Source organism: Paenibacillus sp. J5C2022 (assembly GCF_025567625.1).
Lineage (GTDB): Bacteria > Bacillota > Bacilli > Paenibacillales > Paenibacillaceae > Pristimantibacillus.
Genome location: NZ_JAOQJC010000037.1, coordinates 51,816 through 78,199 on the forward strand (window position 1 = coordinate 51,816; position 26,384 = coordinate 78,199).

24 protein-coding genes and 1 pseudogene are annotated in these 26,384 nt (G+C 52.6%); 23 read left to right on the forward strand and 2 right to left on the reverse strand.

What is annotated here, in order from left to right; all coding sequences use genetic code 11:
• Positions 1–66 precede the first annotated feature (66 nt).
• The 14 genes from yyaC to M6D81_RS24170 all read left to right on the forward strand — a co-directional run bounded on the left by yyaC (position 67) and on the right by M6D81_RS24170 (position 14,574).
• On the forward strand, positions 67–609 hold the full coding sequence (gene yyaC / locus M6D81_RS24105) for a spore protease YyaC (protein ID WP_262679722.1): 543 nt from the start codon (positions 67–69) through the stop codon (positions 607–609).
• Between the two features lie 15 nt (positions 610–624).
• Complete coding sequence (locus M6D81_RS24110) at positions 625–1,800, forward strand: class I SAM-dependent methyltransferase (protein WP_262679723.1); 1,176 nt, start codon at positions 625–627, stop codon at positions 1,798–1,800.
• Positions 1,801–1,903: 103 nt separating this feature from the next.
• Positions 1,904–3,595, forward strand: coding sequence for a histidine kinase N-terminal 7TM domain-containing diguanylate cyclase (locus tag M6D81_RS24115; RefSeq protein WP_262679724.1), 1,692 nt, complete (start codon positions 1,904–1,906; stop codon positions 3,593–3,595).
• A gap of 76 nt (positions 3,596–3,671) precedes the next feature.
• On the forward strand, positions 3,672–4,754 hold the full coding sequence (locus tag M6D81_RS24120) for an HD-GYP domain-containing protein (protein WP_262679725.1): 1,083 nt from the start codon (positions 3,672–3,674) through the stop codon (positions 4,752–4,754).
• A 109-nt stretch (positions 4,755–4,863) separates the two neighbouring features.
• Entirely contained in the window at positions 4,864–5,973 is a 1,110-nt protein-coding gene (gene thiL / locus M6D81_RS24125) for a thiamine-phosphate kinase (RefSeq protein ID WP_410795787.1), read from the forward strand.
• A gap of 5 nt (positions 5,974–5,978) precedes the next feature.
• Positions 5,979–6,467, forward strand: a complete 489-nt coding sequence (gene tsaE / locus M6D81_RS24130; RefSeq protein WP_262679727.1) for a tRNA (adenosine(37)-N6)-threonylcarbamoyltransferase complex ATPase subunit type 1 TsaE — start codon at positions 5,979–5,981, stop codon at positions 6,465–6,467.
• Complete coding sequence (gene tsaB / locus M6D81_RS24135) at positions 6,464–7,273, forward strand: tRNA (adenosine(37)-N6)-threonylcarbamoyltransferase complex dimerization subunit type 1 TsaB (protein WP_262679728.1); 810 nt, start codon at positions 6,464–6,466, stop codon at positions 7,271–7,273. Before tsaE ends, tsaB begins: the two co-directional genes overlap by 4 nt.
• Entirely contained in the window at positions 7,274–7,768 is a 495-nt protein-coding gene (gene rimI, locus M6D81_RS24140; protein ID WP_262679729.1) for a ribosomal protein S18-alanine N-acetyltransferase, read from the forward strand.
• Positions 7,765–8,820: a tRNA (adenosine(37)-N6)-threonylcarbamoyltransferase complex transferase subunit TsaD gene (tsaD, locus tag M6D81_RS24145; protein WP_262679730.1), complete on the forward strand. Its 1,056-nt coding sequence runs from the start codon at positions 7,765–7,767 to the stop codon at positions 8,818–8,820. The genes rimI and tsaD overlap by 4 nt, the downstream gene beginning before the upstream one ends.
• A gap of 535 nt (positions 8,821–9,355) precedes the next feature.
• Positions 9,356–10,102 (forward strand): ABC transporter ATP-binding protein, encoded by a 747-nt coding sequence (locus M6D81_RS24150; protein WP_262679731.1) that lies wholly within the window; start codon positions 9,356–9,358, stop codon positions 10,100–10,102.
• Positions 10,103–10,294: 192 nt separating this feature from the next.
• Positions 10,295–11,254: a polyprenyl synthetase family protein gene (locus M6D81_RS24155; RefSeq protein WP_262679732.1), complete on the forward strand. Its 960-nt coding sequence runs from the start codon at positions 10,295–10,297 to the stop codon at positions 11,252–11,254.
• Between the two features lie 93 nt (positions 11,255–11,347).
• Positions 11,348–11,518 carry a competence pheromone ComX gene (gene comX, locus M6D81_RS24160; RefSeq protein WP_262679733.1) on the forward strand — a complete coding sequence of 57 codons (171 nt, stop codon included), beginning with the start codon at positions 11,348–11,350 and terminating at the stop codon, positions 11,516–11,518.
• 37 nt (positions 11,519–11,555) lie between these two features.
• On the forward strand, positions 11,556–13,952 hold the full coding sequence (locus tag M6D81_RS24165; RefSeq protein ID WP_262679734.1) for an ATP-binding protein: 2,397 nt from the start codon (positions 11,556–11,558) through the stop codon (positions 13,950–13,952).
• Positions 13,930–14,574 (forward strand): response regulator transcription factor, encoded by a 645-nt coding sequence (locus M6D81_RS24170; protein WP_262679735.1) that lies wholly within the window; start codon positions 13,930–13,932, stop codon positions 14,572–14,574. Before M6D81_RS24165 ends, M6D81_RS24170 begins: the two co-directional genes overlap by 23 nt.
• A 127-nt stretch (positions 14,575–14,701) precedes the next feature.
• Here M6D81_RS24170 and abc-f read toward each other — a convergent pair whose 3' ends face one another.
• The gene (gene abc-f / locus M6D81_RS24175) at positions 14,702–16,648 is read right to left on the reverse strand and encodes a ribosomal protection-like ABC-F family protein (RefSeq protein WP_262679736.1); all 1,947 of its coding nucleotides are present in this window, start codon (positions 16,646–16,648) and stop codon (positions 14,702–14,704) included.
• Positions 16,649–16,916: 268 nt separating this feature from the next.
• Between abc-f and M6D81_RS24180 the strand changes: the two are divergent.
• From M6D81_RS24180 to groL, 9 genes and pseudogenes are all read left to right on the forward strand, one after another.
• Positions 16,917–17,489: pseudogene (locus tag M6D81_RS24180) on the forward strand (5-formyltetrahydrofolate cyclo-ligase); the annotation flags it as partial.
• A gap of 63 nt (positions 17,490–17,552) precedes the next feature.
• Positions 17,553–18,077 carry a cyclic pyranopterin monophosphate synthase MoaC gene (gene moaC, locus M6D81_RS24185; protein ID WP_262679748.1) on the forward strand — a complete coding sequence of 175 codons (525 nt, stop codon included), beginning with the start codon at positions 17,553–17,555 and terminating at the stop codon, positions 18,075–18,077.
• Complete coding sequence (locus tag M6D81_RS24190; protein WP_262679737.1) at positions 18,043–18,537, forward strand: MogA/MoaB family molybdenum cofactor biosynthesis protein; 495 nt, start codon at positions 18,043–18,045, stop codon at positions 18,535–18,537. The genes moaC and M6D81_RS24190 overlap by 35 nt, the downstream gene beginning before the upstream one ends.
• Positions 18,534–19,577, forward strand: coding sequence for a molybdopterin-binding protein (locus tag M6D81_RS24195; RefSeq protein WP_262679738.1), 1,044 nt, complete (start codon positions 18,534–18,536; stop codon positions 19,575–19,577). The genes M6D81_RS24190 and M6D81_RS24195 overlap by 4 nt, the downstream gene beginning before the upstream one ends.
• A gap of 29 nt (positions 19,578–19,606) precedes the next feature.
• Positions 19,607–19,837, forward strand: a complete 231-nt coding sequence (locus M6D81_RS24200) for a twin-arginine translocase TatA/TatE family subunit (protein WP_262679739.1) — start codon at positions 19,607–19,609, stop codon at positions 19,835–19,837.
• Positions 19,838–19,879: 42 nt separating this feature from the next.
• The gene (tatC, locus tag M6D81_RS24205; protein ID WP_262679741.1) at positions 19,880–20,692 is read left to right on the forward strand and encodes a twin-arginine translocase subunit TatC; all 813 of its coding nucleotides are present in this window, start codon (positions 19,880–19,882) and stop codon (positions 20,690–20,692) included.
• An 81-nt stretch (positions 20,693–20,773) separates the two neighbouring features.
• The gene (locus M6D81_RS24210; protein ID WP_262679742.1) at positions 20,774–21,952 is read left to right on the forward strand and encodes a DUF2264 domain-containing protein; all 1,179 of its coding nucleotides are present in this window, start codon (positions 20,774–20,776) and stop codon (positions 21,950–21,952) included.
• 1,448 nt (positions 21,953–23,400) lie between these two features.
• Entirely contained in the window at positions 23,401–23,682 is a 282-nt protein-coding gene (gene groES / locus M6D81_RS24215; protein ID WP_262679743.1) for a co-chaperone GroES, read from the forward strand.
• A gap of 49 nt (positions 23,683–23,731) precedes the next feature.
• Positions 23,732–25,369: a chaperonin GroEL gene (gene groL, locus M6D81_RS24220; RefSeq protein WP_262679744.1), complete on the forward strand. Its 1,638-nt coding sequence runs from the start codon at positions 23,732–23,734 to the stop codon at positions 25,367–25,369.
• A 711-nt stretch (positions 25,370–26,080) separates the two neighbouring features.
• Here the strand turns inward: groL and M6D81_RS24225 are convergent.
• Positions 26,081–26,329 carry a hypothetical protein gene (locus M6D81_RS24225; RefSeq protein ID WP_262679745.1) on the reverse strand — a complete coding sequence of 83 codons (249 nt, stop codon included), beginning with the start codon at positions 26,327–26,329 and terminating at the stop codon, positions 26,081–26,083.
• Positions 26,330–26,384 lie beyond the last annotated feature (55 nt).

Sequence of the window (26,384 nt, forward strand, 5' to 3'; positions counted from 1 at the left end):
ACCCGGTTTTCAGCACTGAGAAGGACAACCTCTATAAAGAGATCGGAAGTAAAGGCAGGAATATAAATGTTGGATATGCGCGCATATGCGGCAACGAGCGAGGAGCTTCGCCGGCTGCTGAACGATATTGCGGTCCGGCATCCGGATTGCGACCAAATCACCTTTCTGTGCATCGGAAGCGACTGCTCGACAGGAGACGCTTACGGTCCGTTGGTCGGCTCGGAGCTTGCCGCGAGAGGATTTCCTCATATTATAGGCACGCTGGATACGCCATGCGATGCAAGAAGCGTTGCAGCCGCTGCAGCGGCTGCAAGGGAGCGCGAGGCTGCCGGAGCGATTACGATCGCCATTGACGCATGCCTGGGCAAGCCAGAGGCTGTCGGGAGCATGCTGGCGGCAAGCGGTCCGCTGGAGCCGGGTGAAGCGTTAAATAGAGGCTTGCCCCCGCTGGGACATTATCATATTAAGGGGATCGTCAACCGGTTCGGCCCCAAGGCTTACTGGATGCTTCAGACGACCTCGCTGCGTCTGGTAATGAAGATGGCGGCGGAGACGGCAAGCGCCATTGGGCAAGCGTGGCCGGCTTCAGCCGGTTCGGATAGGGAATAGAAGGAGTGAGAGCACATGCAGGAAGCATGGCAGCAGGACATTATCGGATGGATGGGTGAGGGGGCGCTGCGAGGTGCTACTCTGAGCGGCTTGCGCCGCAAGGACAAGGAGTTGCCGACGCGTATCGTCGTCAGGCCTATCATATTGAAGAATGGATTTCACTATCAGTTCGAGTCCCACTTCGCCAGGAAAGTGACGCATATGAACGTGGAGGCGGAGAGAGCGGGGGAGCAGCTGCTGGAGGCGCTTATGCGGGATTACAAGCAGGCTCTCTTGAAGACGCCCGAAGCGGACGTGCAGATTCTGTTGAACAAGAAGGGGAAAGCGTCAATCCGCAAGTCTTCCCCTACCGGCAACGCCAATGCCGAAGATATGCAGCACAATCGCCAGAAGCAAAGAGTTCTCCAGGAGGGAGATGCGGCTCCGTTCCTTGTAGAGCTGGGTATCATGACGCCGGACGGGCACGTGAAATCCCAGAAGCAGGATAAATATCGTCAGATCAATCGGTTCCTCGAGATGGTCGGCGATGTGATGCATGCGCTTCCGCAAAATCGAACGATTCAGATTGTAGATTTCGGCTGCGGCAAGTCCTACCTGACCTTTGCCCTCTATCATTTGCTCAAAGTCGTTCACGGCTTTGACGTCAACATCGCAGGTTTGGATCTGAAAGCGGATGTGATCAGTTTTTGTTCAGACTTGTCTGCTAAGCTGGGATATGAGGGACTTGCGTTCCAGGTAGGCGATATTGCGGAGTATGAAGAGACGCGGAAGGCGGACATGGTCGTGACGCTGCATGCATGCGATACGGCGACGGATGCGGCGCTGGCGAAGGCGGTTCATTGGGGGGCCTCCGTCATCATGTCTGTACCTTGCTGCCAGCATGAGCTGTTCAGGCAAGTCCGGAACGACACGCTGGCGCCTATATTGTCGCATGGGCTGCTTAAGGAGCGTTTTGCCGCGCTCGCCACGGATGCGGCGCGAGGGAGCCTGCTTGAAGTGCTGGGCTACAAGGTGCAGATGTTGGAATTTGTCGATCCGGAGCATACGCCCAAAAATTTGCTGATTCGAGCAGTGAAGGGTGAGCAAAAAGAACTATCCCGGCAAAAGTGGGAAGAATATAAAAGCTTTAAGCACTTTCTTCATCTATCGCCTGCATTGGAGAGAGCGCTTGCGGAGAAGTGGCCGGACTGATCGGGAAAATGCCGGTCATTTCTTGCAAATTCGCTAATTGTCGTTACCGGTAACATTTGCTACAATGGAAGAAGATGGCTAACAAACGAAGTGGTGAACCTTATTGGATTGGATAATATGGCTCGACTTGGCGATATTCCTGGGATTATTAGGCTTGCTGCTGTACATATATATCACAAGCGCGTTCACGGTTTTGCACCGCATCTATTTGCTGCTGCATGTCTTGTTCATGTTCTGGCCGTTGTTTCAATTCGCCGCACATACTGCGGACGGATCGCAGTTTAGGCTATTTTACCTATCCGCATCTTATGTTGCGCTATCGTTATTGGGGCTGGGCTGGTTTGTGTTTATTCTGTTTTTGACGGCCAGATCCTATTTCATCATCAGGAAGAGCGTGTTGTTTCTATTATCGTTGCCGGCACTTGTGTCGGTTCTTATTATTGTATGGAATCACGATCATCAATTTCTGGACGTGTACGAGACATTGGAGTCCGGCATTCAGCAGCAGCATGGCTCGTTGTTCTGGATCATGGTGGCTCAGCTTGCTCTGTATATGTCCGTGTCCATCGTTATACTGCTCTACAAGCTGAAGAACGGGGAGGAGTCCCCCAAGCACCGCGACATGATCTGGACGGCGTTCAACGGCGTGTTTTTGCTGTCTTTTTCCGCGTTGCTTGACTTTGCGTTGAACATCGTGCTCATTGCATACATCGGCCGATTCATTCCGGTTATATCGATCGGGCTTATGCTGACCGCCCTCTATATCGTCCATGCGATTATTCGCAGCAAGGTGTTCGATATTATTCAGATTGCGCAGCAGGATGTCATGAATACGATGTCTACCGGCATTATCGTATTGGACGAGAACAACCGGATCATTGAAGTGAACAAGGCGATCAAGCACATCTTCCGGTTCCACTTCGGAGATGTGTTCAATCCTGCCATGCTGAGCGGACAGTTCAAGGGAGAGACGAAGCGGAAGTTCCGGCGGATATTCGATGAGATGGAAGCCCGGCCGCTGGAGCGTCTGGAGTTCGAGATTATGCTGAAGGTAGATGCGGAGCGGCATATTATTATGCAGTCGGCTCCCATCCTGGACAGGAAGAAGAAGATGCTGGGGAAGGTGCTTACCTTCCAGGATGTAACCGAACTGCGCCGGCTCGTCATGGAGACGGATCAGCAGAACAGACAGCTTCAGGATCAGAATACGGAGCTGCTGATCATGCAGGACAAGCTGTATCAGGCGAACAAGCAGCTCGAGCAGATGGCGGTAACCGACAGCTTGACAGGCTGCTTCAATAGAAGATACTTGCTGGAGCAGCTGGAGAAGGAAGTTGCGGATAATATCCGGTACGGCATTCCGTTCTCGCTCTTCATATTCGATCTCGACTTCTTCAAGACGGTGAATGACAAGTACGGGCATCTGGCAGGCGACGAAGTACTGTGCAGTACGGTGGATACAGTACGGAGCGTGATTCGGCTGACCGACGTGCTGGCCAGGCTCGGAGGAGAGGAGTTCGCGGTCTATCTTCCCCATACGAACCGGGAGCAAGCGGAAGTGATCGCGGAGCAGGTGAAGAGCGCCGTCGAGCATAATCGGATCAGCTCCGATCAGAGCGATTCCGATATTTCGGTTACGATCAGCATGGGTGTCATATCGATTGACCGGTTCCATGAGGATTGTTTGTTCGATTCCAAGCGATTTCTTAGAAGCTTGATGGCCCAGGCCGATGCGGCCTTGTACGAGGCCAAGTATAATGGACGCAATTGCGTTGTGAAGCGAAAGCTGGCTTAATGTCTTGCCTGCACTTTTCATGGCTGATAAGATAGAACTAGTCGAAACTGGGAAGTGCAAGGGCGGGAGCAATCTAATGAGAAGAGTACAAATTGGAATGGTCAAGCCTGGGGACAAAGTAGCAAAGCCCGTTTTTCAAGAGAATGGCAACGTTCTGCTTGGCGAAGGGGTGGAGTTGAATGATCGTTATATCGAGCGGTTGCGCAATTTGGGCATTGATTATTTGTTTATTGAAGATGGACTTACCGACGATATAGATCCTGAGGATACCATTCGGGAAGAGACCAGGCAACAGGCGGTCAGCACGATCTACAAGACGATGACTTCCATTAAAGAAGACTTCGGGGACAAAGGAAGAACGATTGCTCCGGATATGGGGCGCAACTTTCGGAGCATATTCGGCAGTATAATGCAGGACTTGGCGACCAGGCCGAATATGCTTGTCAACTTGTCCAGCATCCATTCCATGGACGCCTATCTGTTCCAGCATTCCTTCAACGTGGCGGTGCTGGCCGGCATTATGGGCATTGCGAAAGGAATGAACCGCATCCAGCTGGAAGAGCTGGGCGTAGGAGCGCTGCTGTTCGACATCGGGATGACCCGTATGCCGCAGAAGATGCTGACGAGCAGCGGCCGTTATTCGCCGGAGGAGCAGGAGATGCTGCGAACGCATCCGAAGGAAGGCTTCGATATTTTACGCAAGTACCATGACATATCCATTGTATCGGCTCACTGTGCGCTGCAGCATCATGAACGGTTCAACGGCTCGGGATATCCGCGCGGACTGAAGAAGGACGAGATTCATCTGTACGGTCAGATCGTCGGGCTGGCGGATATGTACGACGCCCTCGTCTCGCCCCGGCCCCACCGCAAGCGATATACGACAAGCGAAGCGGTGGAGTTTCTATTTGCCGCGGGAGGCACTTTTTTTGATCTGGAGCTCATCAAGCTGTTCTGCAGCCATATATCCGTGTATCCGGTATCCACGACGCTGCTCTTGAATACGGGGCAGACGGTCGTCGTGACCGAGAATAATCCGCTCGCTGTCCATCGTCCCCGAGTGCGAGTGATTAAGGAAGCGGATGGTACGGAGCTGAAGTCTCCCTACGAGATGGAATTGAAGGACGAGCTGCATATTACGATCGTGAAAGAGCTGTGAACGCCCATTGTGCCTCTTCCGGACTGCTTATTTGCAGCGGAGGAGGTTTTTTGCTGCGGCTTTGAATCCGCCCTGGATTGGGTTACAATGAAACTGGCATTAGCAGGAGATGGACGGCCTGGAGGAGAATAACGTGGACGAGTTCAAAAGGATTGCGTACTGGACAAACGGCAGACAGCAGCCGGAGTGGCAGCGCGAGCGCGGAGTAGAGCTTGGCATCGGCGACGATGCAGCCGTAGTCGCGCTGCCCGCCTCCCTTAACGGCCTGTCTGGCGATGCTCATATGGTGCTCGCCGTAGATACGATGGTGGAACATGTGCACTTCAGTTCCATCACGATGGCCGATGAAGATATTGGCTACAAGGCGCTTGCTTGCAATGTAAGCGATATAGCCGCTATGGGGGCCGTTCCGCTGCATTCTCTCGTAGCGGTCAGCGTGCCGAAGTCATACAATGCAGACCGCATTCGCCGTCTGTATGACGGCATATACGCATGCGCCGACAAGTATGGCGTGGCGGTCATCGGAGGCGATACGACGTCCGCGCCGGCTCATCTGACGATAAGCGTGACAGTGACGGGAGCTGTGGAAGCGGGCCGGGCGCTGAAGCGCTCCGGAGCGCGGCCCGGCGATGCCGTGTTCGTGACGGGACCGATCGGCATGTCGGCGGCCGGTCTGCATCTGCTGCAGCATGCCGGCGAAGCGGAACGGTCGGAGTATGCCCGACTGATCGCCGCGCACCAGCGGCCGGCGCCATCCGTCAGAGCGGGCCGGCTGCTGCTTCAGCGCGGAACATGTACGTCTCTGAACGATATTAGCGACGGACTGGCCAGTGAAGTGTGGGAGATTGCGGAAGCTTCGGGCGTGCGGTTGATGGTCGACGAGCAAGCCTTGCCGAAGAGCGGCAGCATGACCGCTTACGCCGCGCTGGCAGGTGTTCGTCCCCTGGACTGGATGCTCTACGGCGGCGAGGACTACGTACTGACGGGGACAGTGGCGGGGGAGGATGCGGACGAAGTGCGTGAAGCTTTTCATCGCGAAGGGCTTCCGTTCTATATCATCGGTCAGGTCGAGGCGGGCGATCCCGGCGTGGAGCTGCTCTTGAGCGATGCCGGATCAGATCGGTCCGGGCATTCGGGAGGAGCCAAGGCTCGCGGTTTTGGGAGAACCATCCCGATTGAGAAGCGGGGTTACAATCATTTTTCTACAGTGAACGGGTGAGTGTTATGGAATGGAATAACGGTGAAGTGATATGGATGGCACACTCGCAGGAAGACACGATGCGGCTTGCGAGGAAGCTGGCTGAGCTGGCTGTGCCGGGAACGATCATTGCCCTTGACGGCGATCTGGGAGCGGGGAAGACGACATGGTCGCAAGCGTTCGCAGCGTCGATCGGCGTAAGAGATGTGGTGAACAGCCCTACTTTCACAATTATTAAAGAGTACGAGGGGGAGCAGCTGTCCTTCTATCATATGGATGTATACCGGCTATCGATGGAGGAAGCCGACGAGCTTGGACTGGACGAATATTTCTTCGGCGATGGTGTGACGGTTGTGGAATGGGCCAGTCTGATCGACGAGCTGCTTCCGCCTCGCCGACTGGAGATCTATATCGAGCATGCCGGAGACGGAGCAAGAGAATTTCGAATCAAGGGATATGGCGTTCCCTATGCACAATGGTGCCAGTTGCTGAATGAGATGGGGGAGTCGGAATGATGAGCGGAATTGCCGCAGGGACGGTCATCGCCTTGGATACTTCGACAGCGGCGATGGCAGGCGCGGTCATAGAGAATGGGGCAGTGAAGGGTGAGACGCAAGCGGTGGCGGAGCGGAACCACTCTGTCCATGTCATATCGCATATGAAGTCTATGCTGGATCAAGCGGGCGTAGGCCGGGAGGAACTGGACGGCATTGTTGTCGGACAAGGACCCGGCTCGTATACCGGCGTCCGGATTGCCGTGACGGCAGCGAAGACGCTGGGCTGGGCATGGGATAAGCCGGTTGTGGGGATTTCCAGTCTTGAGGCTTTAGGGTATGGAGCGCTGCACCAATGCAAGGCGCAGTTCGGTGCTGATGCCGGGGAGTACTGGATCATGCCCGTTATGGATGCCCGGAGAGGGCAAGTATATACAGGCGGCTTCCGGTGGAATGAGCAGGACGGCGGCAACTGGACCCGCTGGGCGGACGACGGCATTCTCCTGATGAAGGAGTGGGTGGATGCCCTGCTGGGCAAGCTGGATCGGCGTCTCTCCGAAGAAGAGGGCAGGCCGGTGCTTGTTGTGGCAGGCGATCTGACGCAGCACGAAGAGGAAGCGGAGCGGCTGAACGTGAAGGCGGCAGAGAGCGGCGTTCGCACCCATCTGCTGCCTTATACGATGGAAGGGCAATATCTCGCTCGGCTTGGCTTGAAGGCGCTGAACGAAGGAGCGGGCCAGTCTGCTCACGATATCGTGCCTAATTATACCCAGCTTACGGAGGCGGAAGTGAAGCTGAAGGCGAAGCAGGCGGGTGAGCAGTCGTAAATGAATGAGCATGCAGACAAACTGGTATATCGGGCAATGACGGTACATGATATTCCAGCCATTCTCGCGATTGAAGAAGAAGCGTTCACGATAGCGTGGTCGGAGGAAGCGTTCCGCAATGAACTGATAAATAATATGTTCGCGCGTTATGTTGTGATGGAATATCGAAGTGAACTGATCGGGTATGGAGGCATGTGGATCATCGTCGATGAAGCGCATGTCACCAATATTGCAATACGAAGCGACTGCCGGGGAATAGGGCTTGGGTCTCGCCTGCTGGATCGGCTGCGATTGACGGCGATGGAGTACGGCGCGGTGCGCATGACGCTTGAGGTGCGCGTCTCGAACGAGCATGCGCAGAGCTTGTACCGGAAGCATGGCTTCCAGCCGGCCGGCATACGGAAGGGATACTATTCCGACAATAACGAGGATGCGCTCATTATGTGGGCGGAGCTTGCACGCGAGCAACAGAGCGAGGAGGAGCAGCAGCAATGAAGGGCAATGCATTAACGGAGCGTGAAGGACATGGCCGGTCGTTGATACTGGCGATAGAGACCAGCTGTGATGAGACTTCGGCCGCTGTGGTGGAGAACGGTACGATTGTGCGGTCGAACGTCGTCTCCAGTCAGATCGATGTGCACGAGCGATTCGGGGGCGTCGTACCGGAGATTGCTTCCCGCAAGCATGTAGAGACCATTACAAGAATTATGGAACAGGCGGTAGAGCAGTCCGGCTATCAGATGAAGGAGCTGGACGCCATCGCGGTAACGCAAGGCCCGGGCTTGGTCGGCGCGCTTCTGGTCGGCATCGTGGCGGCGAAGACGCTCGCACTTGCGCTGGATATCCCGCTGATCGGGACGCATCATATTGCAGGACATATATACGCGAACAGGCTGCAGCAGGAGTTGTCCTATCCCGCCATGGCGCTTGTCGTATCGGGCGGACATACAGAGCTTGTACTGATGCGCAGCGAGGGCAGCTTCGAAGTGATCGGCAGGACGAGAGACGATGCGGTAGGAGAAGCTTATGACAAGGTGGCCAGAGCATTGAAGCTTCCTTATCCCGGCGGCCCGCACATTGACAGGCTTGCAGCGGAAGCGGAAGAGGTTGTCCCGCTGCCGCGCGCCTGGCTGGAAGCGGACAGCTACGATTTCAGCTTCAGCGGCTTGAAGTCTGCGGTGCTTGCCGCCATCAATCAGGCGAGAATGAAAGGGCAGCCGCTCGATGAACGGTCTCTTGCAAGAGGATTCCAGGAGTCGGTCATCGATGTGCTCGTGACGAAAGCGCTGCGCGCCGTTAAGCGGCATGAAGCGAAGGAGCTGCTGCTGTGCGGCGGCGTTGCGGCCAATCGGGGGCTGCGCGAAGCGCTGTCGGCCAGTTGCGAGGCGGAAGGAATACGGCTGCATATTCCGCCGCACGCCTTGTGCACGGACAATGCCGCGATGATCGGGGCCGCCGCTTATTTGAAGCTGGAGCGCGGCCTGTATTCCGATCTGAATATGAAGGCCGACCCCGGATTGTCGCTTGAGAAGTGGTCGGTAGAGTAAGAGAGGGATGATCATACTCAGCAAGGCTGTTCCTTCGTAGTGAAGCTGCGAATGGAGACAGTCTTTTTTGCATTTTTGATGAAATTTCGCCTTCTTTCAGAGATGGCAGACGATGGATGATTCGACATTGTGCACAAAGTTATCCACATATCCGCAGCATAATGTGTATATCCTTGTAAACCCTTTGTAAAAAGCGGCTTTACAAGACGTACATATTTTTATGCAAACGGGGATAGTTTTTTCACAATGACTCTGTGGATAATGTGGATAAAGTGGATAAATATATAGTGAAAGGGGGGCGGGGGCAATGGGAAAACGAAAATCGGACGGTGGCGCCTGACTGGAGTCGTCAATTATCGACAGAATTAACTAACAATTTATTCACGGGTGTGGATATCTCTGTGTATAACGAGAGTATACGCGATCTGTGCGGCACGCAAAAGCTGTTGCGTGAATTACAAATCATCTTTTCGGTGAAATCAGGTCGGCTATAAGCTATCGTAGACTTATACTAGTATATGGCGGAGGTACCCGAATGGATGAGCAAGCTGTTATTCAAGTAAGTACAGTCAGCAAATGCTATGGCGAGAATAAAGCGATTAAGTCTGTATCCTTTCAGGTGAAGCGTGGGGAATTGTTCGGTCTTATAGGCAGGCACGGTTCCGGTAAGACAACGCTACTGGAACTGCTGATGGGGCACCGCTTGCCGGACAATGGCTCCATCAAGGTGCTTGGAGTCGATGTGAAGGGCGGCAGCTCGGCATTGAAGGAGGATATAAGCATATTCATGCAGAGCACTTCCCTGGTGGACAAGCTGACGGTGCGAGAAGCGCTGCATAAATTCCAGAGCTTCTTCCATCAGGACCATGAGACAGAGGGGTTGATTGAGCAGTTCGGTTTGTCGGCTTACGCCGACAAGGAAGTGAAGCGGCTGTCCGGCGGCTTGCGTCAGAAAGCAATGCTTGCCATAGCCATCTCCAACGATCCTCAGATCGTCTTTCTGGATGAACCGACAACGGGGCTGGATGCCGGAGCGAAGCAGGAATACTGGAAGATGCTGTCTGCGTTAAGAATGCAAGGCAAGACGATTATTATCAACTCTCACGATATGAGCGAGATATATTCCCATTGCGACCGAGTCGGCGTTATGCGGGAGGGGCAGCTGGTCGCCTGCAATCAGCCCAGGAGACTAATCGATGAGCTCCCTTACGGGGGCATGACGATGGAGGCGGTCTATATGCATTATGCCGTCAATGAAGTGGAAGGAGGTGTCGAAGTTTAATCACTCACATCATGAGGAACCGCGCAGCAATCACTCCTGTCAGCATAAGCAGCTGCTGGCGAAGCGAATGGAGATGATTGCATTGATCCTTAACCGGACAAGAGAGGGGGGAAATAAGCACGAAGGAAATAAGGGTGTTTCTTCACCTAAAACGTAGTATACTGGTAAAAAGTAACTCTTGGGGGAAGGTTCGTGGATAATAGCTATGAACGCATAGGCCAATGCATGAAGGACCTTGTGTACCAGTGGTTCGAGGCTGAGCCGTTGGCTCGTCATGCCATCCTGTTCGTCGAGGACAAGCTTCGCGAGACGAATATTTTCGGAGAGCTGACCGTGTTCCACTATCATATGTTCAATGGAAGGTCGGGGCAAATCTACCAGGCAGCGGCCGCTGTAGAATTATTTCTTCTTGCGTCGGATATGCTGGACGATCTCCAGGATGGAGACGCCCCGTCCAAGCCGTGGATGCAAGTCCCGCAGCCAATTGCGATTCATGTCGCCGCATCCATCGTTACTTTGTCTCAGCAGGCGTTGATGGACAGCGTAATGAACAGAAGCGACAGCGAGGCGCTGGCCCGCATGATGAACAGGCAGCTGCTTCAGGCGGCTAACGGCCAGATGCTGGATCTGATGAACGAAATACATACCGAGGAAGCTTATTTGGATATGGTCAGGATGAAGTCGGCTTCGATATTCGTATTCGCCTGCATGACAGGCGTTATGGTTGCCGGCCATCCATGGCACGATACCGTGGCGGAATATGCAGTGGAGCTGGGGATTTCGGCGCAAATCAAAAACGACGTCCGAGACATGTTGAAATGGGACGAAAAAAATGATTTCTTGCAGAGGAAACGCAACCTGCTGCTCTTATACATGATGGAAGAGAGAAGCGAGGAGCACGGATGGATTGCCGACTACTTGGAAGAGCGACTAACCGTGACGGATGTGTCTCACCGCAAGGAGATGTTCCTGCAGGCTTGCGAGCAATCCGGTGCAATTCTGTACGGCTCCGTTATAGGACGCAAGCATTATAACCGCTGTCTCGAGCTTGTAGGCACTTTTCCCCAGGGAAAGGCATGGCAGGAACGGCTTTCCCTTCTGCTGAGCGGATATTCGATAAATTCGCAAACCACGCAAAACGCATTTCGGTAAATACCAATCACTTTTGCGTTCCCTGAGAAACTATTACCTGATATAGTAGAAATGTACTAGATGGCAAAATAGTAGTAAAGAGGAGGAGTTCTAATGTTGAAAGAAACAATTCGTCAATTGGCAAGCAGCAAAGAAAAAATGTCCATGGTTATGGGGGGACAGCTTCAGCTTGCGGGAGTTTCTGCAGAGGAACAAAAGGCTTTACTTAGCGAACTGAACAAGAGGGACAACGGCGTTAGCCGCTACGATTACGGTTGGAACTAATATTACGAATTTACTAGATTGAAAGGAAGAGACTTGCATGATTTTCGTACTTTTCAAGCGCCTGTCGGCATTTCTCTTCCTCGGTTTATTTCTTGCCATCACGCTGTATTTGACGACCGTTATCATAAAGGCCCCGTCCGTCGGGCTTTATGTCGAGAAGAATACTTCGGAACGCTATATTGTACATTCCATCGGTCCGGAGGGTCAGGCGAAATTTCAGGGAATGCAGGTCGGCGACCAGATTCTTGAAGTGAACGGGGAGCCTGCAGGCGAGTTCAACAATTTAATAAAGTATAACTCGCTGGATAACGCCGATCATGTTCTGGTATACAGGGCAAGCACGAATGAAACCCTTTCTTTTACTTTCGCGAAGGCATGGTCGGGTGAGCAGTCTGTAGTGGAATTGTTGCTGCAGCTGTACATTCCAGGCGCATCCCTTTTTATTTTTTGCGCCTTTTCACTTTTCCTGTACGTGAAGCGCAAGGACGACCCGGCCGCGATTATGCTTATATTATTCATCATATCGGTAGGCATATGTTACTATAGCTCGTCGGCTTCCAACCTGCGGGACCCGGTCGGCCTATCCATTATTTATGTCGTATTGCCGCTAGTTCCGCTATTTTATATGAGCTTTATGAATATGTACTTGCGAAGATTCGACTCGCACTTTATAAGCAGCCGGTTGCTTGGCTACTTGTTCGGTGCGGTTGGCGTCGTGAGTCTCTTCAGCTTGATGTATATTTGGCAGGATTTCTTGGGAAGAGAAGTATATACGTACATTAAAGGGGCCCATAGCGGGATATTGCTACTGGGCAATTTAACATGCGTGTTCAAGCTGGTGGACAAGTTCGTCAAGCATCGCAAGACGAAGCTGAAATCCTTGTTCACCATTACATTCATTACGCATATCATCGCTTTTACGCCGTTCGCGATGCTGAATTTGCTCCCGCAGATGCTTGGCGAGACGCAAGTGTTGCCTTCTGCGTTTACTGCGTTGTTTTTGTTTGTGCTGCCGATCGTCTATTTCTATTTGTCGACATCCAACCAATTGTTCGACATTGATTTCATATTGACGCGCTTCAAGTATTACACAGCGTTGTCGCTGCTTCCTTCGCTTGTCATAGCGCTGCTGCTTTCCCTCTTCATATGGACCGCGAACCAATCCTGGTCAGGGTGGCTGATCATATTCCTGATTGTATATATCGGAATAACGCTTTTCCTGTACGGGAAGGAGCAGATCGACAATCGTTTCCGGCCGAAGCTGTTCAAGGCGATGTACAGCTACCAGGACAGCCTTGATCGCTTCTCTCGCAATATTGCGAAGGTGATGAAGCAATCCGATCTGGAGAATGTACTGAAGGAAGAGATATCCCACTTGTTGCCCGTCAACCGGATCACCTTTCTAATTGTGGATCAGGAGGAGCAGGCTGTTTTTCCTATGAGCGACAACCATGAGGAGAAAGTGACAGGGGATTTTTTGCTGGGTATCGTGAACTCCCTCAAGCTGGGAGAATTAATCGATCTGCCATTCGGGCTGGGGATGATTATCGGCAGGCAGAGATCGCGGTATCATCTGCTGTGGATCGGCATGAAGACGAATCATACCCGCTTCAACTCCGACGAGATTAGATGGCTGAAGACAATTGCGAATTATTCCAGCATCGTGTTCGAGAATTTATATCTAATAGAAGGGTTAATTGAAGACTTGGAATCCGAGGTGCGGAAGGAGCATTCCACTTCTCCCTGGGTGCTTCGTCTATTGTTCTGCCTGTCGGAGAATGAGAGAAGGAAGCTTGCAGCGGATCTGCATGACTCCGCGCTCCAGGACCAGCTTCTATGGTATCGGAAGCTGGAATCCGTCATGATGGATCATCCTATGTCGGCCAAGCTTGGCTCCGAATTAGAGGATATCAAGGAAGGTCTGCTGGACGTGATCCATCAAATTCGCGAAACCTGCAACGAGCTGCGTCCTCCTCTATTGAAGGAAATGGGAGTAGTGGAAGCGGTGGACTCCATCATCGAGCACACCCAAATGAGAGTGAACTTCGAGGTCCAGTTCCATCCGAAGCCGCTGAGCGATCAACTGGACGAGGAGCAGATTACTGCGATCTATCGCATCGTGCAGGAGCTTCTTCGCAATGCAGACAAGCATGCGGGTGCCAGGCTGGTCACCTTGGAGCTGGAGCAGAGGCAGGACACCATCTATTTCCGGTATCAGGACGACGGCATCGGCATGGACGTCAACCATATGACAGAATCGTTCCGGCATATGGGATTATCCGGCATCAAGGAGAGAGTAGCCAGCCTTGAAGGAGACATATCGTTCCATTCCGAGCGAGGGAAAGGCTTGGAGGTATTGATACTAATGCCGGTTATGACGGCAGGCGGACGTTCGGAAAGGGGAGTAGCGCGTGATTCGTATCTTATTAGTTGACGATCATCCATCTGTAGGCGAAGGGACCAAGACGATGATCGAACAAGATAGCGAAATGGAGGTAACAGTCGCATTGTCTGCCCTCGAAGCACTGGAGAAAGTACAGAACGACTCGTACGATCTCATCTTATGTGACTTGAATATGCCGGGCATTAATGGTCTGGAGCTGACCAAACGGTTAATTCAATTCGATCCCAATCGCAAGGTAATCATTTATTCCGGGTATGAGATCGGCTCGCACTTCAATCTGCTTGTGGAGTCGGGCGTATCGGGGTTTATATCCAAGACGGCATCCAGAGAGCAGCTGCATCAATCCCTTCGCTGCGCACTCAGAGGAGAGGCTATCATTCCTATTTCCCTGTTAAAGCAGCTCCGCAGAAATGAAGTAGCTATCTCGCGTTCGGAGCTGTCGATTCAGGACGTGTCGATTAATGAGAAAGAGCTGACGATATTGCATGAGGTAGCGGCAGGTGTGAGCAATAAGGAACTCGCGGCTTCCATGCACGTCAGCCAGCGCAATGTGGAGTATCAGCTATCCCGCATATTCGAGAAGCTGAATGTCCGTTCTCGCTCGGAAGCGATAAGGGAAGCGAAGCGGCTTGGTCTAATAAGCAGTTTATAGCACGCAATTGATTAGGATGATGAATCGGGCCCTCGGGGGCCTTTATTTGCGTACAGGGGATAAAAAAGCCTTGATGTAAAGCCGGCTAAGCGGCATGTTCCGCTGCCGGCTGGTTCATCAAGGGGGATCACTCCACCATATGCTGCTCCCATTGCTCGTACGTCTCTTCCAGAGCCGCTTTCTTCTCATCGATCTCGGCTTGAATTTCTCCGATACGAACGTAGTCGTTGAACACTTCAGGTTCTGTCAGCTGCTGCTCCAGCTCGACAATTCGTTCTTCCAGCTGCGCAATATCGCTTTCCAGCTTTTCCAATTTGCGCTGTCTGCTGCGTTCCGCTTGCTTGGCTTGCTTGTTGGCTTCGTAAGTGCCGGCATTCGCTGCCGCCGCCGTCTCGGCTTCTTGCCTCTGCTTCGCCGGAGCTGACGATGCTTGCGCCTGCTCCTTGTCCGCCTCCATATCCCGCTTCTTCTCCAGCATATCGTCATAATTTCCCAGGAAATGCTGCATTCCTTCCGGACTTAATTCGACAATGCGCTCCGCCATTTTGTTCAGGAAGTAGCGGTCGTGAGAGATGAATAGCAAGGTGCCCTCATAATCGATAAGCGCCGCCTCCAGCATTTCTTTACTGAACAGGTCCAGATGGTTCGTCGGCTCGTCCAGGATGAGGACGTTGGCCTTGGCCAGCATCAGCTTGGAGAGGGAGACGCGGGCCTTCTCTCCGCCGCTTAGCGCTGAGATCCGCTTCAATACATCTTCGCCGCTGAACAGGAAGTTGCCGAGTACGGTCCGGATCTTCACCTCTTCCAAGTGTGGATAAGCGCTCCACACTTCCTCCAGGACGGTGTTAGTCGGATTCAGCCGGGCATGCTCCTGATCGTAATATCCAATCTTCACATGCGAGCCGAACGCGATCGTACCGCCCGAAGGCTCCATGCTGCCTACCAGCGCCTTCAGCAGCGTGGACTTCCCGATGCCATTCGGCCCGATAAGCGCGACGGTCTCGCCGCGTGCAAGCTGGAAGGAGACGTTGTCGAACAGCGGCTTATCCCCGCCGGGGAAGGTAATGGACAGATCGTGGACAGTGAGCACGTCCTTGCCGGTCATCCGTTCGATCTCGAATGAGAAGTGAGCTTTCTTCAGCTCACCCAACGGCTTCTCGACACGGTCCATCTTGTCCAGCGCCTTGCGCCTGCTCTGTGCCCTCTTGGTGGTCGAAGCCCGTACGATATTGCGCTGAATGAACTGCTCCATGCGGGCAATCTCCTCCTGCTGCTTCTCGTAATGCTTCAGATCCGTCTCATATTGAGCGGCCTTCAATTCCAGATATCGGCTGTAGTTCCCGGTATATCGCCTTGCGGCGTGCCGTTCGATCTCGATTGTCGTTCCCGTCAAGGCATCCAGGAAGTAGCGGTCATGGGAGACGACAAGAATAGCACCGGAGTAGCTTCTCAAGTAAGACTCCAGCCAGGTCAGCGTCTCGATGTCCAGATGGTTGGTCGGCTCGTCAAGCATAAGCAGATCGGGCGCCTGGAGCAGAATGCGAGCGAGTGCCAGCCGCGTCTTCTGTCCGCCGCTAAGCGTGGAGATGGGCGTATCATGATCGAAGCTTCCGAAGCCCATGCCGTGCAGAACGCTGTTAATGCGTGTATTGATTTCGAATCCGCCCTGTTCGCGGAACCAGTCGGACCGCTTGGCGTACCGTTCCATCGTCTCTGCATAGAGCTTCTCGTTCTGATGAAGCGCAGGATCGGAGATTTGCACCTCCAGCTCGCGAAGCTCCTTCTCCGCTTCAATGAGGCTGGCGAATACGGCTCGCATTTCTTCAATAATGGTGCGATGGGATTGTAGCCCGCTGTTTTGCGCCAAGTATCCCAGCGTCGTTTCTTTGGACTTGTGAATGTCGCCGGAATCCGCCGACATCTCGCCCGCAATAATTTTGAGAAGGGTAGATTTGCCGGCCCCGTTCACACCTACGAGCCCGATTTTTTCCTTGTCCTGGACTTGGAATGTTATATGTTGAAGCACGGCACTGACACCGTAGCTCTTGGACAAGTTCGATACTTGCAGCAGCATGGTTGTGATGACCTCCAATGTATAAATGCTATGACAGCGCCGGTTACGATTCAAATTCGCCTGTCGTCAGCAGGGAAATGAAGATCCGGCGCGAATATATGCGATAATTGCTATTCATTGTAACACAGCCGGCAGGCTCTATTCATGGAAAGCTTGCTTCTATTCATAGTTTACCATAACATTGGTTATCATTGGCGAAAGTTGCCTGACAGTGGTACACTACTATTAACATTGTTAGGTATAATGGCAATTGGAGCGGATGATGGGTATGGGAAGCGATAGAGGCGTCATCAATAAGTCTGCCCTGCGAGACAGACTTGCTGCCGGAAGGGACGCGCTGCCGGAAGAGCTGCGCGCCGAATGGTCCGAACGCTGCTCAAGGCTGATGGCCGCTTACGTTCAGGAACGCGGCTTCAAGCGCATTCTGGCGTATGTGCCGTTCAGAAGCGAGCTGAACATTGCCCCCTTTGTGGAGTGGTGCTGGAGCTGCGGCGTTGAGGTGTGGGTTCCTCGGTGCAGGAGACAGGATCGTTCCATGACGTTCTACAGACTGCGAGACTGGGATAACCTGATCAGCGGCGCGTACGGCATTATGGAGGCTAATCCGGAGACGATGGAGCCGCTGCCGGAAGCCGACTTGCCTGATCTGGTCATCGTACCGGGGCTCGGGTTCGATCGCTATGGGGGAAGAATCGGATACGGCGGTGGCTATTATGACCGATATGCGGCGATGGCAAGCGATGCTTGGAGAGACAAGCCCGTGACTTGGATCGGAGCAGGTTATGAGTCTCAGCTAATGGAGAAGGTGCCGGCGGAAGCTCACGATCTCCGTCTGGATAGGGTCGCTACCGAGGCTGGGGTATGGACGTGTAGCGAATTGAAGCTGGCGGAAGGAACGGTGAGCGTGAAGTTGACTCACTTCAATGAACAGGGCAGAGCCCGTATGGTGGATATTTCGGAGAAAGAGATTACATCGAGAAGCGCGACGGCAGTCACCGTCGTGAAGATGAACCGCGCCACCCTGCAGGCTATATTAGGGGGCAGCGTTAGCAAAGGGGATGTACTCGCCGTTGCGCAGGTATCTGGTATTATGGCAGCCAAGAAAACTTCGGATCTGATTCCTATGTGTCATCCGTTGCCGCTGACGGGCATTGATATTGCTTTCGGCAACGATGGTGAAGGCGAGCTTTATATAGAAGCAACAGTGAGAACGACGGGAAAGACAGGCGTAGAGATGGAAGCGTTGACCGCCGTATCTGCCGCAGCGTTAACCGTGTACGACATGTGCAAAGCGCTGCAGAAGGATATGGTCATAGGTCCGACGGAGCTGCTCTCCAAGTCTGGCGGCAAAAGCGGCGATTATTCACGAACTGCTGGGATGGGAGGAAAGGGACATGCAGTGGAAAGTGGCAATATTGACAGCCAGTGACAAGGGCTCGCGGGGCGAGAGGGAGGATACCAGCGCGCAAGTTATTCGCGAGCTGGTGGAAGAAGAGCTGGGCGGCGTAATCGTGGATTATCGTATTGTGCCGGACGAGCAGGATGAAATTATGGCCGCGCTTATCGAGATGACGGAATATTACCAAGCGGACCTTGTATTGACGACGGGAGGCACAGGACTGGCTCCGCGCGACATTACCCCGGAAGCGACGAAAAAGGTGATCGACCGCGAGGTGCCGGGCTTGTCGGAAGCGATGCGGATGGGAGCTATGAAGAAGAGCAGACAAGCGATGCTGTCCCGAGGAATCTGCGGTATTAGAGGCAGCTCGCTAATTGTAAACCTGCCGGGCAGTCCGAAGGGAGTGAGCGAGAATCTGCTTGCGATTATTGATCAGCTGCCTCATGCGCTTGCCATTCTGTCCGGACGGCTTGGAGAGCATATCCGGTGAGTACGGATAGAGATGACGGCGCAGTTCGGCAAGGCGGTACGCAGTTAAGAGAGATTCCGGTCCGCGAAGCGATAGGGCTTCGTCTCGCTCATGATTTGACGAGAATTGATCCCGGCCGCTTCAAGGGAAGGTTGTTCAAGCGGGGACATCTGATTACGGAAGAAGACATCCCCGGTATGCTGGACATCGGCAAGGAGCACATATATGTGATGGAGCTGGGAGAGGGCGACATCCATGAAGATGACGCGGCTTGCCGCATGGCGAAGGCGTTGGCGGATGAACAACTCTTCTTATCCGCGCCGCAGGAAGGCAAGGTGAGTGTAAAGTCGCCTATCGTTGGACTGGCCCAGATTGCCCGTTGCGTAGTGGAAGAAGTCAATGAGCTTGGCGACATCGCGCTGGCTACTGTCAAGAACCATACGGTCGTTCGGACAGCCAGTCCCATTGCTGCCACACGGGCCATTCCGCTAGTCGTTCCTCGCGAGAAGGTAGAGCAAGTGGAACGGATTGCGGCATGCTATCGCGAGAAGCATGGCTGCGCGCCACTGCGCGTTCGCCCGCTGCGCAAGCTGCGGGCTGGCCTGCTTACGACAGGCAATGAGATTTATTACGGCCGGATTAAAGACCGATTCGGGCCGGCGGTGGAACAGAAGCTGTCCGCGCTTGGCTCAGAGGTGGCCGAGCACATATTCGCTCCTGACGATAAAGATATAATAGTCAATAGAATACAATATTTATTGCAGAAAGATTATGATATAATACTTGTAACTGGCGGCATGTCCGTGGACCCCGACGATCGCACCCCAGGAGCGATCAAGGCCGCGGGCGCAGAGATTGTAAGCTACGGCACTCCCATGCTACCTGGTTCCATGCTGCTTATGAGCTATATGGGGGAAGTGCCTGTGCTTGGTTTGCCGGGGTGTGTCATGCATGACCCGTATACCTCTTTTGATGTGCTGCTTCCTAGAATATTGGCTGGTGACCGAATTGAACGTCAAGACATCGTAGAGATGGGTTACGGCGGTTTGCTTGGTTGTTAACAATAACTGATTGACAAGGAGGAGTTTTAATGGGCGGTATTGGCGTTACAGGTATCATTTTGCTCGTGTTGGTTGCTTTATTGCTGTTCGGCCCGAGCAAGCTTCCAGAGCTTGGACGAGCTGTAGGGCGGACGCTGCGTGAATTCAAGTCCGGTGCAAGGGAGATTATGGACGAGACCGATCGCAAGGAAAGCGACAAGCGTATTGAAGTTAGTCGGTCAGACAATAGCGAAATCGGAAACAAGCGGCTGCCGGATTAATCGGTCCGCTTTTTTCTTGCAGTTAGGGGGGCGTTCAGCGAAATGATGGGTAAAGACAATGCGGCGGATCGGGCCGTTAATGACAAGGAGCAGCAGGAAGAGCAGCTGATGCCCTTGCTGGAACATCTGGGGGAGCTGCGGAAGAGAGTTATTTACATCGTGATTGTCCTGACGATCGGGCTCATTTTGGGACTTACGGTGGCCAAGCCGTTATATAATTGGCTCATGAGCCAGGAGCCGGCGGATACGATATCTTTACATACGTTTTCACTATGGGATGGCATTGGCATGTACATGAAGATCGCGTTCGTCATTGCCATGATTGTTACGTTGCCCTTCACGGTTTATCAATTGTGGGCGTTCGTCAAGCCGGGACTGAAGGAGCATGAGCAGCGTTCGACGTTGAAGTATGTGCCGTTCGCGCTCATTATGTTTTTGGCGGGACTGTCCTTTGCTTATTATGTTGTGTTCCCGCTAGCCTTTGGATTTACGAGAACGGTTGCAAGCCATCTGAATTTGGAGGAGACGTACGGCATTGTCCAGTATTTCACCTTTATGTTCAGCATATTGATTCCGATTTCGCTATTGTTCGAAATTCCGCTCATTATTATGTTTCTGACGGCGTTGCGCATTGTGAATCCTTTGCGGCTGCGCAAGATGAGGCGGTTGGCTTATTTTATTATGGCGGCTGTAGGCGTAATGATTACTCCGCCTGATTTCGTCTCCGATATTCTGGTCATTATCCCGCTTCTTCTGCTGTACGAACTAAGCGTATTGATGTCCGGCCTTATATACCGAAAGCAATTGGAGAAGGATGCGCAGTGGGCTGAAGGGGAAGCCGAGCCTGGAGTATGAGGCAATAATCGGAGGCATCGTACTGTCGAATGGACGAGCTTGCAAGGCAGCACGTGACAACTTGAGGGGAGCTGGGCTTGGATGACGGCGAGCAAGGGAATATTGGAAAAGGAAAGCGGACGTTCATATTGGCTGCGCCAACTGCAAGCGGTGGCAGAGCCGGTGCTTCGAGCGTTGAATGAGCGGGAGCTGAAGGCGAGAATGCCTGTTGAATGCGTCGAGGGCTGTCAGCAGGATCGGGCGCTGTATACGCATCTGGAAGCGCTTGGACGTCTGCTCTGCGGTATTGCGCCATGGCTCGACAACGATCGGGTTCATGCCGGAGAGGATGAGCTTCGGAGGAAGTACGCGGAGCTGGCTCGCGGGGCGATTGATGCCGCTACCGATCCGAATTCCGCAGATTATATGAATTTCTCCGAAGGCTACCAGCCCATCGTAGACACGGCATTCCTGGCGCAAGCGCTGCTGCGGGCGCCGTATGAGCTATGGATGAAGCTGGATGCGCGCGTCCGGGACAATGTTGTCGCCGCTTTGAAGGCGACAAGAACCCGCAAGCCTCATTACAACAACTGGCTCCTGTTCGGGGCGACGATCGAAGCCGCGTTGCATATGGCGGGCGAGAGCGATTGGGACCCGATGCGCATCGATTACGCGCTCAAGCAGCATGCACAGTGGTACGCCGGCGACGGCGCATACGGCGACGGGCCGGAATTCCATTGGGATTATTACAACAGCTTCGTCATTATCCCGATGTTGGTGGATGTGCTTCGTACAGTCGGCGATGATTACGGCGATTGGAGCGGAATGCGCGAAGGCGTCATGAAGCATGCCGTCCGATATGCGGCGGTGCAGGAACGCTTCATCGCGCCGGACGGCAGCTTTCCCCCTATCGGCCGATCACTGGCTTATCGCAGCGGAGCCTTCCAGAGTCTGGCGCAGAGCGCTCTGCTGGATATGCTGCCGGAAGCGCTGGAGCCGGCCGCAGTACGATGCGCGCTTGCGGCCGTCATCCGGCGCACGCTGGAAGCGCCGGGCACTTATACGGCGGACGGCTGGTTGAGAATTGGACTTAGCGGCCATCAGCCTGGACTGGGCGAATCGTACATTTCTACAGGCAGTCTATACTTATGTGCGGCTGTGTTCCTGCCGCTGGGTCTGCCAGAGGAGCATCCGTTCTGGAGCGGGGCGGACCGGGCGTGGACATCGCAGCTGGCATGGGGCGGATCTCCCGTTCCCATCGACAGCGCGTGGAAGGGATAAGCAGAGGGAACCGAAGCAGGCAATCGCTTGCTTCGGTTTTTTAGTTGCTAGAACTCCTGCACTGGAGCGTCGAAAAAAATGGGTGCGAGCCGAATTAGATTTGTGAATTCTGCACTGGAGCGTCGAAAAATGGGTGTGAGCCGAATAAGAGTTATGAATTCTGCACTGGAGCGTCGAAAAAATGGGTGCGAGCCGAATTAGAGTTGTGAATTCTGCACTGGAGCGTCGAAAAAAATGGGTGCGAGCCGAATTAGATTTGTGAATTCTGCACTGGAGCGTCGAAAAAAATGGGTGCGAGCCGAATTAGATTTGTGAATTCTGCACTGGAGCGTCGAAAAAATGGGTGCGAGCCGAATTAGAGTTGTGAATTCTGCACTGGAGCGTCGAAAAATGGGTGTGAGCCGAATTAGAGTTATGAATTCTGCACTGGAGCGTCGAAAAAAATGGGTGGGAGCCGAATTAGAGTATAAAGTTGAAATGGAAAGTGGTTTGGGAGTGGGAACTGGATATAGCGGTTGCCACAGAGCTTAAGGGACTCAAAATGGACGAATTTGCAGGCTAACGGTTCCCCTGGCGCTTATGGAGCCCGAATAGTGCGATATGGGATGGCCTTGCTCGAAATAGGCTTCGTGGCGCTCGTTACCGCCAAAAAAATGAGATGTTAGTCGAAATAAGCTGGCTGGCAAACGTTAAGAGCGTCGAACGGAACGTCCAAAGAACGAACGGTGGAGTCTATCACCCGTCTGGGTGATTTGTTCCATATATAGCGTATAAGTTCCGGGGTCCCCGCAAAGTACCCCAGTAAGCTTCGAGGCGGAGCCCCACTTTGTGGAGGATTTTATAATAAAGAGTTTATAAATTCGAGCTGAATACCCTAAGCTAGTGGATAGACTTGTGCGAGCCATATGAGTGTATGAATCCTACACTGGAGTGCCGAAAAGAGGCGTACGAGCCATATGAGTGTATGAATCCTACACTGGAGTGCCGAAAAGAGGCGTACGAGCCATATGAGTGTATGAATCCTACACTGGAGTGCCGAAAAGAGGCGTACGAGCTGAAATAGTGTATGAATCCTACACTGGAGCGCCGAAAAGAGGCGTACGAGCCGAAATAGTGTATGAATCCTACACTGGAGCGCCGAAAAGAGGCGTACGAGCCGAAATAGTGTATGAATCCTACACTGGAGCGCCGAAAAGGGGCGTGCGAGCCGAAATAGTGCATGAATCCTACACTGGAGCGCCGAAAAGGGGGCATGCGCAGCAAGAGAGCAGGACGCCGCTAGGCATTTTTCTTACTTGTGACGACTGTATAAAAGTGCTGAAAAAATGTGAAGAGATACTTGCAAAGAAGCCCAAAAATGAGTATGATAAAAATGGTTGTTAGCACTAAGAGGTTACGAGTGCTAACAGGTAAAATAAGCTACAATATTTCGAAGGAGGCTTTTTTCAATGATTAAACCCCTGGGTGAACGCGTATTGGTCGAACCAATGGCCAAAGAGGAAACGACTGCAAGCGGCATCGTGCTGCCGGATACGGCAAAGGAAAAGCCGCAAGAAGGCAAGATTGTAGCCGTTGGCAGCGGAGCGCTTAAAGATGGCGAGCGTGTGGCGCTGGAAGTAAAAGTAGGCGATCGCGTTCTGTTCTCCAAATATGCAGGCACAGAGATCAAGTATGACGGCAAGGAATATTTGATCATGAAGGAAAGCGACATTCACGCAATTTTTGAATAGGAAATTGCTTACAAATACTTAATAACAAAATCTTGGGAGGTATATATACATGGCGAAAGATATCAAGTTCAGTGAAGACGCTCGTCGCGCAATGCTGCGCGGTGTCGACGCTCTTGCAGATGCGGTAAAGGTAACGCTTGGACCGAAAGGACGCAATGTCGTACTGGAGAAGAAGTTCGGCAGCCCGCTCATCACGAATGACGGCGTGTCCATCGCGAAGGAAATCGAGCTGGAAGACGCATTCGAGAACATGGGTGCGCAGCTGGTGAAAGAAGTAGCGACAAAAACAAATGACGTAGCAGGCGACGGTACAACTACGGCAACCGTTCTGGCTCAAGCGATGATCCGCGAAGGTCTGAAAAACGTAACAGCCGGCGCTAACCCGATGGTTATCCGCAAAGGCATCGAAAAAGCGGTAAAAGCTGCTGTCGAAGAGCTGAAAAGCATCTCCAAGCCAATCGAAGGCAAGCAATCAATCGCTCAAGTTGCGGCTATCTCTTCCGCTGATGAGGAAGTAGGCGAGCAAATCGCAGAAGCAATGGAGAAAGTGGGCAACGACGGCGTTATTACGGTTGAGGAGTCCAAAGGCTTCGTAACCGAGCTGGAAGTGGTTGAAGGCATGCAGTTCGACCGCGGCTACATCTCGCCTTACATGATTACAGATACAGACAAGATGGAAGCGGTGCTTGACAACCCGTATATCTTGATCACGGATAAAAAGATCTCCAACATTCAAGAAGTACTGCCCGTGCTGGAGAAAGTCGTGCAATCCGGCAAGCAGCTTCTGATCATCGCAGAGGATGTAGAAGGCGAAGCGCAAGCGACGCTGGTCGTGAACAAGCTGCGCGGCACATTCACTTGCGTAGCGGTTAAAGCTCCTGGCTTCGGCGACCGCCGCAAAGCGATGCTGCAAGACATCGCGGCTCTGACTGGCGGTCAAGTGATTACGGAAGAGCTTGGTCTCGACCTGAAATCCACTGACGTGACGCAGCTTGGTTCCGCTCGTCAGGTGCGCATTACGAAAGAAAACACAATCATCGTGGACGGTGCCGGCGATTCCGCTGACATCCAGGCTCGCGTGAACCAAATCCGTGCGCAACTGGAAGAGACAACTTCCGAGTTCGACCGCGAGAAGCTGCAAGAGCGTCTGGCTAAACTGGCCGGCGGCGTAGCGGTAATCAAAGTCGGCGCAGCTACTGAGACTGAGCTGAAAGAGCGCAAGCTTCGCATCGAAGACGCTCTGAACTCCACTCGCGCAGCTGTGGAAGAGGGCATCGTATCCGGTGGCGGTACTGCACTGGTTAACGTATACAAGGCCGTTCAAGCGGTTGAAGCGCAAGGTGACGAAGCGACTGGCGTGAACATCGTGCTTCGCGCACTGGAAGAGCCAATCCGTACGATTGCTGCGAATGCAGGCCAAGAGGGCTCTGTTATCGTTGAGCGCCTGAAAGGCGAGCAAATCGGAATCGGCTACAATGCGGCTACTGGCGAGTGGGTGAACATGTTCGAAGCGGGTATCGTTGACCCTGCGAAGGTAACTCGCTCCGCGCTGCAAAACGCTGCTTCCGTAGCGGCTATGTTCCTGACGACAGAAGCTGTCGTTGCCGACAAGCCTGAGAAGAACGCACCAGCTATGCCTGACATGGGCGGCATGGGTGGAATGGGCGGTATGGGCGGCATGATGTAATAAGGGGCTCAATCCCTTATGCATCAAGGGTTTCCGCTAGTGGAAACGCCGTTTGACCACATTTTGACCACATAGAAATAAAAGAGGCTTCTCACGGGTTCAAATTTGAACTTGGTGAGAAGCCTTTTTTTCTATTGATTTCGTAGATCATCCAGCAATCTGTTAAGCTTTTTATCAAACATAAACACGGTGTGCCCACCGATTTTGGAATAGGTGAAAGAGCCTCCTGCTCCTGCTGAAGTAAATCAGGATTAGCATATTGCCTTAACGCGCCTCTTGCACTGTAAGTGCGAGGGAGTAGTTGTTTCACGAGAGAATCGTTATTGAGCGGCATAATAATTAACTCGACGTCTTGATTTTGAAGGCTTTCAGGAAGATCAACAATATGTTTAAGAGCGTCACTATTTGTTACTTTTCTGACGAAATCCCCATGTTAATCACCATCCTTACTGTAAGTATAGTTTATATAACTTTCAACTAACAATTAAGCTTCCTTAGTTACCACATAATTAGGCTAGAGCTTTCTCATCAACTCGCTAAATTTCTGGGAGGCTTCTTGCTTCATTGTTTTTGTAACATGTAAGTATACGGTGCGAATTTGCTCATCACTGCTATGACCAAGTCGCTGAATAATTTGAAAAATGTCTATACCAGCCTCTGCGAGGAGCGATACATGCGTGTGACGCAAGTGAGTGAGGGGGAAGTGTCTCGTTAACTCCAGCGAGCCTGAAGCCGTCTCATGCGGTTGTGCACCATTTTAATGAGCTCGGGATAACCTTTGTTATTTTCAGTTTTTGCAAATACAATGTCCTGATCATGATAATTATTATTAATAAAAAGCTTTGCAACAACTTGAAGTTTGCTAAAAATGTTACTTGCTCCAAATCTGTAAGTTGTGCCGGCTGCTCCAAATCGAATAGAGTGAATGAGCAACTCAAGATCATTTTTCTCTATTGCCAATCTTGATTTGCTATAATCTTATTGTAATTCAAACGGTAAAAAGGATTGTGATGTT